Origin of the sequence: Nonomuraea sp. NPDC049028 (genome assembly GCF_043197735.1) — a bacterium.
Taxonomy (GTDB): Bacteria; Actinomycetota; Actinomycetes; order Streptosporangiales; family Streptosporangiaceae; genus Nonomuraea.
This window is the reverse complement of record NZ_JBICTR010000008.1, coordinates 158024-173898: the sequence shown is the minus strand read 5'-3', so window position 1 is coordinate 173898 and position 15875 is coordinate 158024. Positions and strand designations below refer to the sequence as shown.

General features: G+C 69.5%; 19 protein-coding genes. 15 read left to right on the top strand and 4 right to left on the bottom strand.

Features of this window, described 5'->3' with window-relative positions; all coding sequences use genetic code 11:
• Window positions 1-42: 42 nt before the first annotated feature.
• From sigJ to ACGFJ2_RS31115, 4 genes are all read left to right on the top strand, one after another.
• Window positions 43-1005: an RNA polymerase sigma factor SigJ gene (sigJ, locus tag ACGFJ2_RS31130; RefSeq protein ID WP_393474285.1), complete on the top strand. Its 963-nt coding sequence runs from the start codon at window positions 43-45 to the stop codon at window positions 1003-1005.
• 230 nt (window positions 1006-1235) lie between these two features.
• Window positions 1236-1688: a hypothetical protein gene (locus tag ACGFJ2_RS31125; RefSeq protein ID WP_357937936.1), complete on the top strand. Its 453-nt coding sequence runs from the start codon at window positions 1236-1238 to the stop codon at window positions 1686-1688.
• A 10-nt stretch (window positions 1689-1698) separates the two neighbouring features.
• The gene (locus tag ACGFJ2_RS31120) at window positions 1699-2298 is read left to right on the top strand and encodes a cell wall protein (RefSeq protein WP_357655210.1); all 600 of its coding nucleotides are present in this window, start codon (window positions 1699-1701) and stop codon (window positions 2296-2298) included.
• A gap of 9 nt (window positions 2299-2307) precedes the next feature.
• A complete protein-coding gene (locus tag ACGFJ2_RS31115; RefSeq protein ID WP_393474281.1) occupies window positions 2308-3066 on the top strand; it encodes a MauE/DoxX family redox-associated membrane protein in 759 nt (252 codons plus the stop codon).
• A gap of 81 nt (window positions 3067-3147) precedes the next feature.
• Here the strand turns inward: ACGFJ2_RS31115 and ACGFJ2_RS31110 are convergent, their stop codons facing one another.
• Window positions 3148-3789: a LysE family translocator gene (locus ACGFJ2_RS31110; RefSeq protein WP_357937945.1), complete on the bottom strand. Its 642-nt coding sequence runs from the start codon at window positions 3787-3789 to the stop codon at window positions 3148-3150.
• Between the two features lie 142 nt (window positions 3790-3931).
• On the opposite strand from ACGFJ2_RS31110, the gene ACGFJ2_RS31105 reads away from it, so the two are divergent.
• From ACGFJ2_RS31105 to ACGFJ2_RS31085, 5 genes are read left to right on the top strand one after another with little or no spacing between them, the layout of a single operon-like run.
• Window positions 3932-4774: a neutral zinc metallopeptidase gene (locus ACGFJ2_RS31105; protein ID WP_357937948.1), complete on the top strand. Its 843-nt coding sequence runs from the start codon at window positions 3932-3934 to the stop codon at window positions 4772-4774.
• 48 nt (window positions 4775-4822) lie between these two features.
• On the top strand, window positions 4823-5119 hold the full coding sequence (locus ACGFJ2_RS31100; RefSeq protein WP_357937951.1) for a type II toxin-antitoxin system VapB family antitoxin: 297 nt from the start codon (window positions 4823-4825) through the stop codon (window positions 5117-5119).
• A gap of 36 nt (window positions 5120-5155) precedes the next feature.
• The gene (locus tag ACGFJ2_RS31095; protein WP_357937954.1) at window positions 5156-5605 is read left to right on the top strand and encodes a VOC family protein; all 450 of its coding nucleotides are present in this window, start codon (window positions 5156-5158) and stop codon (window positions 5603-5605) included.
• Between the two features lie 51 nt (window positions 5606-5656).
• Window positions 5657-6070 (top strand): TIGR03668 family PPOX class F420-dependent oxidoreductase, encoded by a 414-nt coding sequence (locus ACGFJ2_RS31090; RefSeq protein WP_357937957.1) that lies wholly within the window; start codon window positions 5657-5659, stop codon window positions 6068-6070.
• A gap of 8 nt (window positions 6071-6078) precedes the next feature.
• Complete coding sequence (locus ACGFJ2_RS31085) at window positions 6079-7164, top strand: ABC transporter substrate-binding protein (protein ID WP_393474276.1); 1086 nt, start codon at window positions 6079-6081, stop codon at window positions 7162-7164.
• 90 nt (window positions 7165-7254) lie between these two features.
• Here ACGFJ2_RS31085 and ACGFJ2_RS31080 read toward each other — a convergent pair whose 3' ends face one another.
• From ACGFJ2_RS31080 to ACGFJ2_RS31070, 3 genes are all read right to left on the bottom strand, one after another.
• Complete coding sequence (locus ACGFJ2_RS31080) at window positions 7255-8352, bottom strand: CU044_5270 family protein (RefSeq protein WP_393474273.1); 1098 nt, start codon at window positions 8350-8352, stop codon at window positions 7255-7257.
• Complete coding sequence (locus ACGFJ2_RS31075; RefSeq protein WP_357937966.1) at window positions 8349-8846, bottom strand: SigE family RNA polymerase sigma factor; 498 nt, start codon at window positions 8844-8846, stop codon at window positions 8349-8351. The genes ACGFJ2_RS31080 and ACGFJ2_RS31075 overlap by 4 nt, the downstream gene beginning before the upstream one ends.
• Before the next feature lie 84 nt (window positions 8847-8930).
• Window positions 8931-9971: an LLM class F420-dependent oxidoreductase gene (locus ACGFJ2_RS31070; RefSeq protein WP_357937969.1), complete on the bottom strand. Its 1041-nt coding sequence runs from the start codon at window positions 9969-9971 to the stop codon at window positions 8931-8933.
• Between the two features lie 239 nt (window positions 9972-10210).
• Between ACGFJ2_RS31070 and ACGFJ2_RS31065 the strand changes: the two genes are divergently transcribed.
• Genes ACGFJ2_RS31065 through ACGFJ2_RS31040 form a run of 6 tightly spaced genes read left to right on the top strand, consistent with a single transcriptional unit; the run spans window position 10211 to window position 15851 of the window.
• Window positions 10211-11002 carry an ABC transporter ATP-binding protein gene (locus tag ACGFJ2_RS31065; RefSeq protein WP_357937972.1) on the top strand — a complete coding sequence of 264 codons (792 nt, stop codon included), beginning with the start codon at window positions 10211-10213 and terminating at the stop codon, window positions 11000-11002.
• On the top strand, window positions 10999-11847 hold the full coding sequence (locus tag ACGFJ2_RS31060; protein WP_393474268.1) for an ABC transporter ATP-binding protein: 849 nt from the start codon (window positions 10999-11001) through the stop codon (window positions 11845-11847). Before ACGFJ2_RS31065 ends, ACGFJ2_RS31060 begins: the two co-directional genes overlap by 4 nt.
• Complete coding sequence (locus ACGFJ2_RS31055; protein WP_357937978.1) at window positions 11844-12734, top strand: branched-chain amino acid ABC transporter permease; 891 nt, start codon at window positions 11844-11846, stop codon at window positions 12732-12734. The genes ACGFJ2_RS31060 and ACGFJ2_RS31055 overlap by 4 nt, the downstream gene beginning before the upstream one ends.
• Window positions 12727-13854, top strand: coding sequence for a branched-chain amino acid ABC transporter permease (locus ACGFJ2_RS31050; protein ID WP_393474265.1), 1128 nt, complete (start codon window positions 12727-12729; stop codon window positions 13852-13854). Before ACGFJ2_RS31055 ends, ACGFJ2_RS31050 begins: the two co-directional genes overlap by 8 nt.
• Before the next feature lie 40 nt (window positions 13855-13894).
• Entirely contained in the window at window positions 13895-15136 is a 1242-nt protein-coding gene (locus tag ACGFJ2_RS31045) for an ABC transporter substrate-binding protein (protein WP_393474262.1), read from the top strand.
• 55 nt (window positions 15137-15191) lie between these two features.
• Window positions 15192-15851, top strand: coding sequence for a TetR/AcrR family transcriptional regulator (locus tag ACGFJ2_RS31040; protein WP_357937987.1), 660 nt, complete (start codon window positions 15192-15194; stop codon window positions 15849-15851).
• Window positions 15852-15875: the final 24 nt, after the last annotated feature.

The window sequence follows — 15875 nt, the reverse complement described above, 5'->3', positions numbered from 1 at the left end:
GCGGAGGTGTCCACGTAGGAGAAGGCCAAGGAAATGAGCCGAGTGCCTGGATCAGCGGATGAGACGGGCGCGGTCGCGTACCGGCCGCTCCTGTTCTCCATCGCCTACGGGATGACCGGGTCGGTGGGCGACGCCGAGGACATCGTGCAGGACGCGTTCCTCGGCCTGACCCGGGCGCGCCAGGCCGGAACCACGATCGCCGACCTGAAGGCGTACCTGACGACGACGGTGACGCGGCTGGGCATCGACTACCTGCGGTCGGCGCGGGTGCGGCGGGAGACGTACGTCGGGGACTGGCTGCCTGAGCCGGTCGTCGTGACCGCCGATGGGCCGGGGCCGGTCGAGCACGTCGAGCTGGCCGACTCGCTGTCGATGGCGTTCCTCGTACTGTTGGAGTCCCTTTCGCCGGTGGAGCGGGCGGTGTTCATGCTGCGCGAGGTGTTCGGGTACGGCTACCCGGACGTGGCCAAGATGACCGGCAAGACCGAGGTGAACTGCCGGCAGATCTTCACGCGCGCCCGGCAGCGCATCGCCGCCGGGAGGCGGGGGCGCGACAGCATGCCGTCCCCGGCGTCGCGCGGCAGCGTGCCGCCTCCGGCGCGGCGGGCGGAAGGCGAGAAGCTCGCCCGCAGGTTCTTCGAGGCCGCCGCCGGCGGCGACATGGACGCGCTGCTCGGCATGCTCGCGCCCGACGTCGTGCTCATCGGGGACGGCGGCGGCAAGGCCCAGGCGATCGCGAAGCCGGCGACCGAGCCCCGGCGCGTCGCGCAGCTGCTCGTCGGCGGGTTCCGCCGGATCCGGATGCTCGGCGTCTCCTTCCGGCCGGCCTGGGTCAACGACCGGCCGGGCGCGGTGATGTACGACGCCGAAGGGCGCGTGGCCAGCGTGGTCGAACTCGACATCGCCGACGGTGTGGTCCAGGCGATCCACTCGGTGGCCAATCCCGACAAGCTCGGCCATCTCGGACCGGTATCTGATGTGGCGCGACTGCCAGAGAAGAACTGATCTCGTGTCCAAGCGAGTGGCGAGCGCCGTAGATCCCGGCAAGCGCCGTAGATCCCGACAAGCGCCGTAGGTCCGGGCGAGTCGCAAGCGCGGTGGAACGAGGCAGGCTGGGCGCGTCTGGACAAATTGGGCATTGACGAAAAATTCTTACATGTTTTGATGGATCAAGTCGGAAAGTTTCACCACCTCATCGGGGGACCCCTGCAGAGCCCACCCCAAGGAGGACGCGCATGGTGCGCCGCCAGCCCACTGACCCCCCACCCATCGACTTATACGCCTCCGTCCAAGGAGAGGTCTCCTGGTTCTGCTGCGGCACAGCCTGGGGACCCTGCAGCACCACCGGCAAGGGAGCCTGCGGCACCTGCAACTCGGGCAGCCTCCAGCACGCCTGGCCCAACACCTCCGACGCCTGCTTGGCCATCACCCACCCCGACACCTGCGGCGTCAGCCTCTCCCGGCGGACCTGCGGGTTCCAGCACAAGATCACGGCGCTGTGCAGCGGTACCAGCGTCGTCACCGCCATCGCCGACTGCGGCCCCCAGACGGACCTGTTCTGCGGTGAGAAGAGCTGCTGCGGCGCGACCTGCGCCAGCAACCGCCTGATCGACCTCACCCCGGCCGCCTACAGCAAGATCGCCAGCCTCTCCGCCGGCCTGAGGCCCTGCGAGATCTCGACCCCCTAGGGAGCTGACGATGACCAGTAGACGGCAAATGCTCAAGTCCGCCCTGCTCGGGGGCGGGGCCAGCGTGGTCGCCGCGACCGCGCTGGGCTCGCTCGGCCCCGAGGCGGCGTTCGCCACGGCCAGGGCGCCCGAAGTGGAGCCCGGCACCGTCGACCCCAACTTCGCCGAGGGCCGGATCCGCTCCATCAAGGACAACACGCTCCTCGTCCTGGGCTCGAACATGGTCTTCCACAACATCCGGGTCGTGGACGGCACGAGCCTCTGGAAGCTGGGGCCCGTCCCCTTCGACCAAGCCAAGCCGGGTGACGGCCTGTACGCCCGAGGTGTGCGGATGCCCGACGGGGTGCTCGCCGCCGAATCGGTGTGGCTCAACATCGTCAACATCAAGGGCCACATCAAGAACATCACCAGCGACAAGATCCACCTCGACCACAACGGCCAAGAGGTCCTCTGCCACGTCGTGTCGGGCAAGTCGGTCGCCGTCCACTCCGAGTCACCGCCGTCCGCGGACCTGTCGATGCTGCGGGTGAGCCAGCACGTGCAGATCCTCGGCGCGTGGCGACCGGACACCAACGAGGTCGACATCGCCACCGTCTTCTCCCCCCACTAGGAGCGACACATGCAAGGGATCGCCGCGCTTCAGCCGTACGTGATCGCCCTCTTCCTCGTCTGGGCGGCCCTGATGAAACTGTTCAGCCGTCGAATGCGGGCGGAAGCCGGACGGACCGCACTGGCCCGGCTGGTCGGCTCGGCGCGCGCGGTCCCCACGCTCCGCCTCGTCGGGGTGGTGGAGCTCGCGGTGGCGGCCGCGCTGCTGCTGCCGCCCGCCACCCCTGAGGAGGGCGCGGCCGCCGCCGTGCTCTCGGCGGGGTTCCTCGCCTATCTCGCCTATGCGTACGCGGCCGCGCCCACGTCGTCGTGCGGCTGCCTGGGCGCGCACTCCCATCCCGTGGACGTGCGTGCCTTCGCCCGTGCGGGGCTGCTGTGTGTCGCGGGCGTCGCGGCGATCTGGGCAGGGCCGTACCCGCTGGATCCCCCGCTCGTCGCGCTGGGCCTGGTGGAGGTCGTCGCCCTGCTGGGCCTCTCGGCGGAGCTGGACCGTTTCTGGCTGAGCCCACTGCGCCAGCTCCTCGTACGGCTCCGCCGGCCACTGGCCGTACGCTCACCGGGTGAGATCCCCCTGGAGGTCTCGCTGCACCTGCTCTACCTCAGCCCCGCGTACTGTTCGGCGTCCGCGCAGCTCACCTCGGACGTCCAGGACGTATGGGACGAGGACGGCCTGCGGTTCGTGGTGTACGGGGCGCGCGAGCGGACGGCCGTCTTCTCCATCCCTCTTGCCGGAGCCGACCCCTCGGCCGTCCGCGTCGCGCTCACCTGATCAGGGCGTCTGACCGGGCTGATCGACGATGCCACCAGGAGGCCACGCGGTTCCCGAAATATCGCCTGAAGCGCTGCGCTCCTATGCCGGTGCGAGGGCCTTGGAGCGATCGGCGATGAGGTGGACGGCGATGCCGGCGAGCACGGTGCCCATGAGGTACCGCTGGATCCGCAGCCAGAGCGGGCGGCCGGCCAGGAAGGCCGCCAGCGTGCCCGCCGACACCGCGATCAGCGCGTTGACCAGGGTGCCGATGAGGATCTGGACCGAGCCGAGCGCGAGGCTCTGCAGCAGCACGTGCCCCATGGCCGGATCGATGAACTGCGGCAGCAGCGAGAGGTACAGGATCGCGATCTTCGGGTTCAGCAGGCAGGTGAGCAGGCCCATGGCGAAGAGCTTGCGCGGCGGCTCGATCGCCAGCTCGCGCGGCTCGAAGGCGGAGGTGCCGCCGGGCTTGACGGCGTTCCAGGCCAGCCAGAGCAGGTAGGCGGCGCCGGCGAGCTTGAGGGCGGTGTAGGCGGCGGGTACGTACGCGAAGATCGCCGTCAGGCCCAGGCAGGTGGCCGTCAGATAGACGGTGAACCCGAGCGCCACCCCGATGAGGGAGATCAACCCGGCCCGGCGGCCCTGGGTGATGGAGCGCGACACCAGATAGATCATGTTCGGCCCGGGGGTAAGAACCATGCCCAGCGACACCAACGCGATTCCCAGCAGACCACCAGTCATATGGGCAGATTAGCGGACATTGCGCCCGGCCACCGGTGAATACTCTGCGTAAGCGCGCGGGTATGAGAGGTTCACCGTTGGCATCTATACGCCCCTTTCGGGAAGCTGTCATCCGAGCAGCACCCGAGAAGGGACCTCAGCGATGGACTTCAGGGACGACGCCAACCTCGATTCCTCACAGGTGGAGGACGTCGGCGGTAGTGGAGGGGGCGGGGGCGGTGGCGGGTTCCCGGGCGGCATGGTCATCGGCGGCGGCGGAATCGTCAGCCTGATCGTGCTCGTCATAGTCTTCGTCCTGAACAACCTGAGCGGCGGAACCGACCAGCCGGCACAACAGCGGCAGCCGTCCTCGAACCTGTCGCAGCAGTGCCGTACTGGCAAGGACGCCGATCAGTCGGAGAAATGCCGGGTTGTCGGCGTGGTCAACAGCATCCAGGACTACTGGAAGACCCAGATTTCCGACTATCGCCCGGCGAAGACCGTCCTGTACTCCGGCAGCCTGCGTACCGCCTGCGGCGCGGCCAGTTCGGCGGTCGGCCCCTTCTACTGCCCCGGCGACCAGCGCGTCTACCTGGACCTGAGCTTCTTCGACCAGTTGCAAAGCCAATTTGGCGCAAAAGGCGGCCCATTCGCACAGGCGTATGTAATTGCCCACGAGTACGGACACCACGCCCAGGACCTCCTAGGCGAGCTCTCCCAGGGCAACTCGGTGGCGACGGAGTTGCAGGCCGACTGCTACGCGGGTGTGTGGGCCAAGCACGCCGTCGAGACCGGCTTCTACGAAAAGCCGTTCACCACCGCGGAGATGGCCGAGGCGCTCGACGCGGCGGCGGCCGTCGGCGATGACCGGATCCAGCAGCGTACGCAGGGCAGGATCGACCCAGAGTCGTTCACGCACGGCAGCTCCGAGCAACGCGTCAACGCCCTGAATCGCGGTTACAAGATCGGCGATCCGGCCAAATGCGCACAGGCCGATCTTGTATAACGGCGGCGTAGAACACGAGTAATCGGATTCTCTCCTAAAATCGTTGGGGTGATCTTTAAGCTTGTCGGTGACGGACGTCCTTATCCCGACCATGGTCTGACGCCCAGAGAGTGGGCGCAGATCCCCCCACGGCAGGTCCGGCTCGACTCGTTGATCACCACGAAGGCCATGCTGGACCTGCACTCCCTGCTCGCCGCCGACTCCACGTTCTACGGCGACCTCTTCCCGCACGTGGTGCAGTGGGAGGGCGAGCTCTACCTGGAGGACGGGTTGCACCGGGCGCTCCGGGCGGCCCTGCACCAGCGCTCGATCCTGCACGCCCGAGTCCTGGAGATGCCCCGCTGACAAAGATTTGTCGGACCCCTTCGGCAGGATGCCTCCATGGTCTCTTTTCAGCTGGTGATCGACTGCGCCGACCCCGGACGGCTGGCGCGCTTCTGGGCCGACGGCTTGCGTTATGAGCTGGAGGAGCCGCCGGGCCACTTCGACACCTGGCGAGACTACTGGCAGAGCATCGGCGTGCCGGATGAGGAGCTCGGCGACGGAGACTGCTCCGACAGCATCGTCGATCCGGAGGGCGGAGGCCCGCGGATCTGGTTCCAGCAGGTGCCTGAGGGCAAGGTGGTTAAAAACCGCTTCCACCTCGACATCAAGGTGGGCGGCAAGCGGGAGGAGGTCCCGCTGGCGATCCGCAGAGAGCGCGTCGACGCCGAGGTGACGCGGCTGGTCCGGGCGGGCGCCTCTGTCGTACGCGTGCTCGCCGAACCCGGGATGGACCACTACGCGGTGGCGATGACGGACCCGGAGGGCAACGAGTTCGACGTGGTCTGAGAGGTCGCCTAAGAGGCCGTCCGGCTCAGAGGCCGGCTGAGAGTTGGTGCGATGGACGAGGCCGTGGCGCGAGCGAAGTTCCTGGCAGCACGCAGCGCCAGGCTGGCCACCGTGGACGAGCAAGGGGCGCCGCACCTGGTGCCCATCGTCTTCGCGGTGGCGGGCGACATGATCGCCTTCGCCGTGGACGACAAACCGAAGCGGACGACAGACCTCCGCAGGCTTCGGAACATCGCGAGCGACAACCGGGTGTGCGTCCTGGTCGACCACTACGCCGACGACTGGCGGCGCCTGTGGTGGGCCCGAGCCGACGGCACGGCCGCGCTCGTCGACGACGACACCACACGCGGCCAGTGGCTCGACCGGCTGGCCGCACGCTACGACCAATACGTGGAGCGACGCCCCGCCGGCCCGGTGATCGCGATCACCGTCGAGCGGTGGAGCGGCTGGGCCTACGACGAGTAGGAGGGACGATGTCCGGCAGCCGCCTTCGGCTCGGCGCCTGCCTGTCCCTGTCGGGCAAGTACGCGAGATTCGGCAGGCAGGCCGGACTCGCCCTGGACATCTGGCGGTCCACAACCGGCGCGGCAGACCTGCTCATCGAGGACGACGGCAGCGATCCCGAACGGCTGGCCGCCCTCCTCCCCAGGTTGTCGGCGGAGTGCGACCTCCTGCTCGGCCCCTACTCGACCATCCTCATGCGAAGAGCGGGAACCGTCGCCGTGACCCTGGATCGCCTGATCTGGAACCACGGCGGATCAGGCGACGACGTGGAGACCGCCCGCCCCGGCCACGTCGTGTCCGTGCCGACGCCGGCCAGCCACTACGCGGAGCCCTTCGTCCGGCACCTCGCCGCCCGCGAGGATCCCCGCCCGCTCCTGATCGTCCCCGGCAAGGGCCGTTTCGGCCGTCAGGTCGCCGATGGCGCTGAGCGCCGGGCGCGCGCCCTCGGGATAGACACCATCCGCCGCCGCCCGAGCACATCGGAGGGCTACACCGGCTCGCTCGAAGAGAACTGGGACATCTTCCGCTCGGGCTCATTCGAGGAGGGCTGGGATCTCTTCTGCGCCGGCTCGTTCGAGGAAGACGTGGAAACGGTCACCTCGGCCAGATCACTGCCGACGCCTCCGCAGAACGTCTGCGCCGTGGCCGCGGGCGTTCGCGAGTTCGGCCAGGCCGTCGAGGAGCCCTCGGGCATCTACGGTGTCGGGCAGTGGTTCCCGGGGAGCGGCGGTCATGTCGAGTTGTCCATGAGCGAGGACGACTTCCTGAGCGCCTACCGGAAACGCTCCGGGTCACTCCCCGACTATCCAGCAGCCCAGGCCGCGGCCGCTGCCGCGATCGCGACACACTGCGCCGGGCAGGCGGCCGGCGCCACACGTGAGGCGCTGTGGGATACGGCCGTAGCGCTGGAGACAACCACCATGTTCGGCGCCTTCAAGGTGGATCCCCGCACGGGTGCCCAGATCGGGCACCAGACGGCACTCACCAGATGGGGCGCCGAAGGCCCCGCCATTGTGACATCAAGGCCCCGCGGCCCGGCCACCCCGCCGTTGTGACATCAAGGCCCCGCCATCGTGACGACAATCTCCCGCCACCCCAAGGTCCGCCGTGGCAAAGTCCTCGCTCGGCCTGGCCTCAGCCGGAAGTCAGCTTTGCGGGCGCTCACCTAAGGCCTCGGCCCAGCCCATGTCCTCATAGCTGACCTGCAGTGTCGGCGACGATTGCCCTTGTTCGCGGAACTCGTAGGAGAGCAACTCCGCTGTCTCGTCGTCCACGATCAGTCGAGCCTCGCCCGCAGAGTCCCCATTCCCTGCTGTGGCCCGCGCCAGGGCGACCCCGGTGCGCCCCAGCGAATCGGTGACCTCTCCCAGCGACTTGATCGCAGGCTGTTCGGCAAGCAGCCGGTAGAGGGCGGAGCGGGTCCCGGGGCTGATCGGACCGGCCAGCAGGTCCTGCGCCGCCGACCACACGTATTCGGTGAACTCCGGTTTGGCGGGCCACCAGTCGCTTGCGCGCTCCTCGTCGAACAGCCGCCGCAACTGGCTCTCCAGCCTGTCCTTGCTGGTCGGCAGCTTGAGCAGTTGCCGGACCGTGAAGTTGTGGTTGCCGATCTGAAAGTGGAGTTCCATGTCGTAGTCGTTGGTCGACGGCTTCTCTCCGGCCAGGGCGGGCGAGCCCAGCTGCTTCCACTTCGCCTCGTCCGCCGGGGAAGCGAAGGCGACCTTAGGGTCCTGACCCGTCACGGTTCGGCTGGGCTCGCCCTTCTCGCTCGCGTACCAGCTGTCCTGGGTACTCGCCACGGTCGCCGAGAAGGGGATCTTCTGCCGTTGCGGCTTTTTGAGTTTCTTCCCGTAGTAATGGGCCGGCTGGGAGATGCGTTGACGGGTGTACCAGTAGGGGCCCGACGTGGCCGGCTCGCGGGCGGCGGTCTCGGCTGCGGCCAGCAGGACGGACCGGGCGTCCAGAGATTGCGTACGGGAGGAATGCGAGGACCGTGAACCGTCTCCGGCGAGCGGCGCACTGGCAATTGGTGGCGGGCCGGCCGGGACGACTCCGCCGCTGCCCCAAACCACCACGACGGCTGCCGAGGCAATGACCGTTCCGGCGATGGCCCCCACCACGGCACGGGTCCGCTTGGCCCGGCGTCCCCGGCGTACCAGAGCCGACACCGGCGCGGGCGTGACCGGTTCACGCTGAGCGAGAGTCCGCAAGGCCTGTGCGAACTCTTCATGGTCGTCGTTCATCGCGCTGCCTCCTGGTTATCCCGCAGAGCCGTGCGCAGCCGCGCCATCGCTCTGGAGTGCTGACTCTTGACTGTGCCGACCGTGCAGCCGAGTGCCGCCGCGACCGCTTTCTCCGTCAGATCCTCGTAGTGCCGGAGGACGACGATGGCGCGCTGCTTGCGCGGCAGGGCGAGCAGCGCGCGGCGTAAATCCTCGTGCGGCTCGTACGGCCCGGACCGAGGATCAGCGTGATCAGGCAGGTCGGCAGTGGGCAGTTCCCGTTGACGTCGCCGCCACCAGCTGACGTTCCCATTGACCAGCATGCGGCGCAGATAGGCATGCGGGTCGGTGGGACCTACGCGTCGCCACCGAACGTACAGCCGCACCAGGCAGTCCTGGAGCAGTTCCTCGGCCCGGTGCCGATCGCCGGTGAGCAGGATGGCGACGGCCATGTGCCTGTTCCAGGCCGCCTCGGCGAAGGCGGCGTACGCGGCGTCTTCCGTTGGATCACTCACATGGCCTCAACGCGGAGGTGCCGGAAAAAGGTTGGCAGAAGGGCGGAACTGTTTCCGCGCCCTCGCGCCGGACGCCCGTGACGGTCAGGGCATGAGGTCCCGCAGGAGCTCGATAGCGGCGACCCGACCGGCCTGGCTGTCCGCCAAGGGCTTGACGCTGACCGTCGTGATGCCGCACGCGGCGAGTTCCGCGAGCCGGTCGGCCACGTACTCCTTCGGCCCGACCAGGGACGTGGCGCGCAGCAGGTCCTCGGGGACCGCGGCCTCCGCCTCCCGCTTGCGTCCCGACAGGTAGAGGTCCTGGATGAGCTCGGCCTCCCGCTCGTAGCCGTAACGGCGGGCGAGGTCGTTGTAGAAGTTCTTGCCCCGGGCGCCCATGCCGCCGATGTAGAGCGCGAGCTGCGGGCGGGCACGGTCGAGCAGGTGGCCGACGTCGTCGCCGATGGCCAGGGGCATGGTGACCACGATGTCAAGCGGGCCCAGGGCCGGGTCGCGGTGGGCCTGGCCGGCGTCGAGCGACGGGCCCCAGACCTCGCGCAGCCGGCCGGGATGTACGAAGATCGGCAGCCAGCCCTCGGCGATCTCGGCGGCGAGTCTGACGTTCTTGGGACCGATGGCGGCCAGCATGACCGGAATGCGGTCGCGTACCGGATGGTTGATGAGCTTCAGCGGCTTGCCCAGGCCCGTCCCGCGCCCGGCCGGCAGCGGGAGTTCGTAGTGCTCGCCCTCGTACACGACCTCCTCGCGGCTCCACACCCGGCGGCAGATCTCCACGATCTCGCGGGTACGGCCGATCGGCGCGTCGTAGGGAACGCCGTGGAACCCCTCGACCACTTGCGGCCCTGACGCGCCCAGGCCGAGCGTGAACCGGCCGTCCGACACGTAGTCCAAGCCGGCCGCGGTCATCGCGAGCAGCGACGGCGTCCGGGTGTAGATCGGCAGGATCGCCGAGGCGAGGTGCATCCGGTCCGTGGCCGACGCGAGATAACCGAGCTGGCTCACGGCGTCGAAGGAGTATGCCTCCGCCACGAAGGCGATCTCCACCCCCGCCTTCTCCAGGTCACGCAGGCCCGCGGCCACCTGCTTGAAACCGCCGCTGTAGGCCAGGGTCGTGCCGATCCGCATGGCGAACCTCCAGGGTGGGATGGGCGGCAAACCCGCTCCGACTGCGCCCGACAAGGTGTTGACGTGTGTCTTCGAGAGACCTACATTACGCGTACTTAACGAACGATCGATAGTGCCAACTTAACGAACGATTGATCTATACCTCGGGAGCGGAGCGACCAGAGCGGGGGAAGGCGGCGGCATGGGCGACCGAGCCCGCCTCACGGAGTGAGGCCGCGAGAACAGCAAGGAGAAGCCGGATGCTCGAGATCGAAGGGCTCGTCGTTCGCTATGGCGCACGTGAGCCCGTACTTCACGGAGTGAGCCTCGCGGTCGCCGAGGCAGGCGTGGTCGCGCTGCTCGGCGCGAACGGCGCGGGAAAGACCTCCCTCATGCGGGCCGTCTCGGGGACGGTGCCGTTGCACGGCGGATCGGTCGCCGCGGGATCGATCAGGTTCCTGGGCCAGCAGATCGCCGGCGCGAACCCGGCGGCTGTGGTGACCGGCGGGCTCGTCCAGGTCCCGGAGGGCCGACACGTGTTCGGGCCGCTCACCGTTGACGAGAACCTCGACGCGGGCGCCGTCACCGTCCGGTCCCGCGAGGCGCGGGCACGCTGTCGCCGCCAGGTGTTCGAGATGTTCCCCCGGCTGGCCGAGCGGCACCGTCAGCGCGCCGGCACGCTGTCAGGCGGCGAACAGCAAATGCTCGCCATCGCCCGCGCGCTGATGGCCCAGCCGAAGCTGCTGTTGCTGGACGAGCCGTCGCTGGGCCTGGCGCCGCGACTGGTCAAGCAGATCGGCGAGATCGTGCGTGAGATCGCCCGCGACGGCGTCCCCGTGCTGCTGGTGGAGCAGAACGCGGCCATGGCGTTGTCCGTCGCCCAGTCGGCGTACGTCCTTGAGCTCGGACGGGTCGTCTTGAGCGGACCGGCCGACGAACTGTCGCACAGCGACGAGGTCCGCCGGCTCTACCTCGGCGAAGACCTGGAAACCGACCACGACGACCCGCGCGACGGCCGTGCCGTGCCCCAGCTGGCCCGGTGGACGGCGTGAGCCCGCCCCGCCTCGTGGTGGACGGGGTGAGCGTGGCCTTCAGCGGTCTGCTGGCGCTGGACGAGGTGTCGTTCACCGTCGAGCCGGGGACCGTGCACGCGGTCATCGGCCCCAACGGGGCGGGCAAGTCGTCGCTGCTCAACGCGCTGTGCGGCATCTACCCGGTGGCCGACGGACGCATCCTGCTCGACGACCACGAGGTGACCCGGCAGCGCCCCGACCGGGTCGCGGCGCTCGGGGTCGGCAGGACCTTCCAGAACATCGTGGTCTCGCCGCGGGAGTCGGTGCTGGACAACCTGATGGTGGGGCGGCACCGGCTGACCCGCGCCGGCCTGCTCAGGACCGCCCTGTGGCTCGGCCGCGGCGAACAGCGCCGCCACGAGGCGCGGGTACGGGAGATCGCCGAGTTCGCCGGCCTCTCGGCGCTGCTGGAGGCCACCGCCGGGCGGCTGGCGTACGGCGACCTCAAGCGCCTGGAGTTCGCCAGGGCGCTGTGCCTGGAGCCGCGCCTGCTCATCCTCGACGAGCCGGTCGCCGGCATGAACACCGCGGAGAGCCGGGAGCTGGGGCGGCTGGTCCTCGCGGCGCGCGACGCCCTCGGCCTCACCGTGGTGTTCGTGGAGCACGACATGGGCGTGGTCATGTCGATCGCCGACCGCATCACGGTGCTGGACTTCGGCAAGGTCGTCGCCGAGGGAACGCCGGCCGAGGTGCGCCGGGACCCGACCGTGGTCAGCGCCTATCTCGGCGTGTCGGACGAGGACGCTCCGGACGAGGACGCTCCGGACGCGCACGCTCGGGACGAACCCGTGATCGAGCAAGAGGCCGAGAGGACGCCGCGATGATCCGCCTGCTGGAACTGCTCGTCAACGGCGTGTCCCTGGGCCTGCTGTACGCACTCATCACGCTCGGCTTCGTCATCGTCTTCAAGGCCACCCGCGTGGTCAACTTCGCTCACGCGTCATTCCTGCTCCTGGGCGTGTACGTGGTCGCCGCCACCCAGTCGCGGATCGGGTTCGCCGCGGCGGCGCTGCTCGGCCTCGCCGTCGCCGGCCTGCTCGCGCTGGCGACCGAGCGGCTCCTGCTGGCCCGCATCGACCCGCACAACCACCACTCGATGGCGATCCTCACGATCGGGCTGAACGTCGTGCTGACCGCCGAGCTGACCCGCCGCCTCGGGGAGCAGGTGCTTCCGCTGGGGGCGCCGTGGGACGGCGAGGTGGTCAACCTGGGGCCGCTGACGCTGCCGCTCACGATCGTCATCATCGTGGTCGCCGTACCGCTGCTGATCGGCGGTCTCACCGCGCTGCTCACGCTGACCGGCTGGGGGCTGGCGATGCGCGCGTCCATCGCCGACGCCGAGGGCGCGGCGCTGGTGGGGATCCGGCTGCGCCGGGTCTCGGCCGGCGCCTGGGTGGTGGCCGGGCTGCTGGCCACTGCGGCCGGGATCGGCCTGGCCTCGTTCCCCAGCCCCGGCGTCAGCCTGAGCATCGAATCGGTCGCGATCGCCGCCTTCCCCGCCGCCATCATCGGCGGATTCGACTCGCTCGGCGGGGCCATCGCCGGCGGCCTCATCGTCGGGGTCGTCCAGGTGCTCGTGGCCGGTCACCAGGACTCGCTCGCGTTCCTGGGGCTAGGAGTGGGCGACGTCGTGGCCTATCTCGTGATGATCGTCGTGCTGCTGTGGCGGCCGTCCGGACTGTTCGGGTCGAAGGAGTTCAGCCGTGTCTGAGGACACCATCGCACCTGTCCGTCCCGTCCCCGCCGATTCGCGGGCCCGGACGCTGCCGCGCCGCCTGCCGGCAGTCGCCGCCGTGGTCGCCGCGATCGTGGTGGCGCTGGCCCTGCCGCTGTACGTGGACGCGTTCTGGCTGCGCATCGGCTTGTTCGCGATGGCCTCGGCGGTCGGGGCGCTCGGCCTGACCATCCTGTTCGGCGCGGCCGGGCAGCTGTCGCTCGGGCACGCGTTCTTCGTCGCGGTCGGCACGTACGGCTACGCGTTCCTCTCCGGCGGCGACGGCGGCGAGGGCGGCCATCTGACGGGCCTGGGACTGCCCCCGCTCGTGGCGGCGGTGCTCGCGACCCTGCTCGCCGGGCTGTGCGGCCTGCTGTTCAGCCCGATCGCCAGCCGGTTGCGCGGCATCTATCTCGGCATCGCCTCGCTCGGCCTGGTCTTCCTCGGCCACCACCTGCTGCTCAACCTGCGGCCGGTGACCGGCGGCTACGACGGGCGCTCGGTCACGCCGTTCGCGCTCGGCGGGTTCGTCTTCTCCGACGCCGGCGGCCTCGTCGTGCTCGGGGTGCCGTTCGGGGCCGTCGAGAACCTCTGGTATCTCTTCCTGGCCGTCACCGTCGTGGCCATGCTGGTGGCCCGCAACGTGCTGCGGGGCCGGCCGGGCCGGGCGTTCCGCCTCATACGTGACAGCGAGGTGGGCGCCGCCGCGATGGGCGTGCGGGTGCAGCGCACCAAAGCGGCCGCGTTCGTCCTGTCCTCGATGTACGCAGGCGCCGCCGGCGTGCTGACGGCGCTGGCGTTCCAGCGTGCCGTCCCCGACTATTTCGACCTCCATCTCTCCATCGACTTCCTCGCGATGATCATCCTTGGCGGGCTCGGCTCGACGTCCGGCGCCATCATCGGGGCGACGTTCGTGGTCGCGCTGCCGATCGTGCTGTCCCGCTACGCCGACGTGCTGCCGCTCGTCGTCGGCCCCGGCCAGGACGGGCTGGAAGCGTCCATCGCCGCGCAGTTCGTGTACGGCGCGCTCGTCGTGGTCGTCATGCTGACCCAGCCCGGCGGGGTGCGCGCGATGGTGCACGCCCTCCGGGACCGGCGCAGGCCGGCCGTCCCCTGACCCCTTCTCGACACCCCCCAGAGAACTACCAGGAGAACCCATGAACCGGTCCCGTCCGCGCGTCTTCGCCGCGGCCGCCCTCGTGGCCGCCCTGTCCGTCACCGCTTGCTCCACCAAGGCCACCTCGTCCGGGAGCGGCGCCGCCCCCGGTGTCAGTGACTCCACCATCAAACTGGGCATGCTGCTGGACCTGTCCGGCGCGTTCGCCACATCAGGGAAGACCAGCAACACCGCCAGCCAGTTCGCCGTCGACGAGATCAACGCGGCGGGCGGGGTGTGCGGGCGGAAGATCGAGCTCGTCATCCGGGACCACGGGTACGACGTGCAGAAGGCGGTCACGGCCTACGACGAGGTCGCGCCGCAGGTCCTCGGGTTGCTCAACGTCTACGGTTCGGCGATCACCTCGGCGCTGCGGGACAAGATCACCTCGAACGACATGCTGGTCGGCCTGACGGCGTTCGCGCCCACGCTGCTCGGCGATCCGCATCTCCTCGTGGTCGGCGCCACGTACGACGTCCAGGCGATCAACAGCGTCGACTGGATGGTGCGGGAGGGCATGTTGAAGAAGGGCGACACCCTCGGGCACATCTACCTGCAGGGCGAGATCGGCGAGAACAGCCTGAAGGGAAGCACGTTCGCAGCCGGGAAACTCGGTCTGAAACTGTCCGGCCAGCAGATCAAGCCGACCGACGCCGACCTCACCAGCCAGGTCAACGCGATGAAGGCGGCCGGTGCCAAGGCGATCCTGCTGGACTCGACGGCGAAGCAGACCGCGGCGGTGGCCAGCGCCGCCCAGGCCGCCGGACTCGACGTGCCGATCATGGGGAACGTGGCGACGTTCGCCACGAGCCTGCTGTCCACGGCGGCCGCGCCCGCGCTGATCAAGCGGTACTACCGGGTGTCGGGCATCGGGCTGCTCAGCGCGGACACCCCCGCGGTCAAGGCGCTCGCGGACAAGTGGAAGGCCAAGTTCGGCGCTCAGCAGCCGGAGTCGGGCGGCGCGGTGGTGCTCGCATACCTGTCGACCCACCTGTGGGCGAAGATCATCAGTGGTACGTGCAACGACCTGACCCGCAAGGGCCTGCTCGCCGCCCGCACCAAGGTGACCAGCTTCAGCATCGACGGGCTCGGGCCGGCGCTGGACCTGTCCGAGCCGGCGCAGCCGACCTCGCGGGCCAGCCAGATCCACCGCCCCGACCAGGGCGTCTACGCCGGCATGAAGCTCATCGAGGACTTCAAGGTGTCCGACCTCGCCAAGGAGTATCAGGTCAAGGCGGGCTAGCCCCGGCCGGGGCTGATGATCTCAACATCGGACACGCTTGGAATAGGATGTGGTGATGGCGACACGCGGCACGGCAGCGGCGGCGGATCGGCCGCCGGGGGCGGTGACCAGGGGAAACGGGCTTGCCGCGATCATGCGGTCGGCACGCGACATCTTCGCCGAGCGCGGCTACCACGGCGCCTCGATCAGGGACATCGCGAAGGGCGCGGGGCTGAGCCTCTCGGTTCTCTACTACTACCACGCAGGTAAGCAGGAGCTCCTCCACGCGCTGCTGGAAGACGCGCTCGACGACTGCCGGCGCGGCTGCGAGACGGCACTGACCGCCGCCGGGGACGACCCGGCGGCGCGGCTGAGCGCCTTCGTCCGGTCCACGGTCGAATACCGGGTGCGGCGCCAGGTCGACAGCCTGCTCGCGCTGCGAGAGCTGCGCAACCTGGAGCCGGAGCGGCTGGAGCGGTTCGTGGAGCGGCGCGACGCGCTGCCGAAACTGCTGCGTGAGATCATCGACGACGGCGCGGCGCGCGGCGTCTTCGCCACTCCCCATCCCGACGAGGCGCAGCGGGCGATCCTGGCGATGTGCAACGCGATCGCCCAGTGGTACCAACCCGACGGCGACCTGAGCGTCACCGACCTGGTGGAGCGCTACGTCCATCTGGCGCTCACGGTGGTGGAGCACCGCCCGCCGGCCCGAAGGTCGCGCGCCAAGACCCGCTGACCCGCCGATCCGGACCCTGACATC

Excerpts from the sequence above, each read along its gene's own strand:
- ACGFJ2_RS31125 (WP_357937936.1), top strand. The coding sequence starts at position 1,236 with ATGGTGCGCCGCCAGCCCACTGACCCCCCACCCATCGACTTATACGCC.
- ACGFJ2_RS31120 (WP_357655210.1), top strand. The coding sequence starts at position 1,699 with ATGACCAGTAGACGGCAAATGCTCAAGTCCGCCCTGCTCGGGGGCGGG.
- ACGFJ2_RS31115 (WP_393474281.1), top strand. The coding sequence starts at position 2,308 with ATGCAAGGGATCGCCGCGCTTCAGCCGTACGTGATCGCCCTCTTCCTC.
- ACGFJ2_RS31110 (WP_357937945.1), bottom strand. The coding sequence starts at position 3,789 with ATGACTGGTGGTCTGCTGGGAATCGCGTTGGTGTCGCTGGGCATGGTT.
- ACGFJ2_RS31105 (WP_357937948.1), top strand. The coding sequence starts at position 3,932 with ATGGACTTCAGGGACGACGCCAACCTCGATTCCTCACAGGTGGAGGAC.
- ACGFJ2_RS31095 (WP_357937954.1), top strand. The coding sequence starts at position 5,156 with ATGGTCTCTTTTCAGCTGGTGATCGACTGCGCCGACCCCGGACGGCTG.
- ACGFJ2_RS31090 (WP_357937957.1), top strand. The coding sequence starts at position 5,657 with ATGGACGAGGCCGTGGCGCGAGCGAAGTTCCTGGCAGCACGCAGCGCC.
- ACGFJ2_RS31085 (WP_393474276.1), top strand. The coding sequence starts at position 6,079 with ATGTCCGGCAGCCGCCTTCGGCTCGGCGCCTGCCTGTCCCTGTCGGGC.
- ACGFJ2_RS31080 (WP_393474273.1), bottom strand. The coding sequence starts at position 8,352 with ATGAACGACGACCATGAAGAGTTCGCACAGGCCTTGCGGACTCTCGCT.
- ACGFJ2_RS31070 (WP_357937969.1), bottom strand. The coding sequence starts at position 9,971 with ATGCGGATCGGCACGACCCTGGCCTACAGCGGCGGTTTCAAGCAGGTG.
- ACGFJ2_RS31065 (WP_357937972.1), top strand. The coding sequence starts at position 10,211 with ATGCTCGAGATCGAAGGGCTCGTCGTTCGCTATGGCGCACGTGAGCCC.
- ACGFJ2_RS31055 (WP_357937978.1), top strand. The coding sequence starts at position 11,844 with ATGATCCGCCTGCTGGAACTGCTCGTCAACGGCGTGTCCCTGGGCCTG.
- ACGFJ2_RS31045 (WP_393474262.1), top strand. The coding sequence starts at position 13,895 with ATGAACCGGTCCCGTCCGCGCGTCTTCGCCGCGGCCGCCCTCGTGGCC.
- ACGFJ2_RS31040 (WP_357937987.1), top strand. The coding sequence starts at position 15,192 with ATGGCGACACGCGGCACGGCAGCGGCGGCGGATCGGCCGCCGGGGGCG.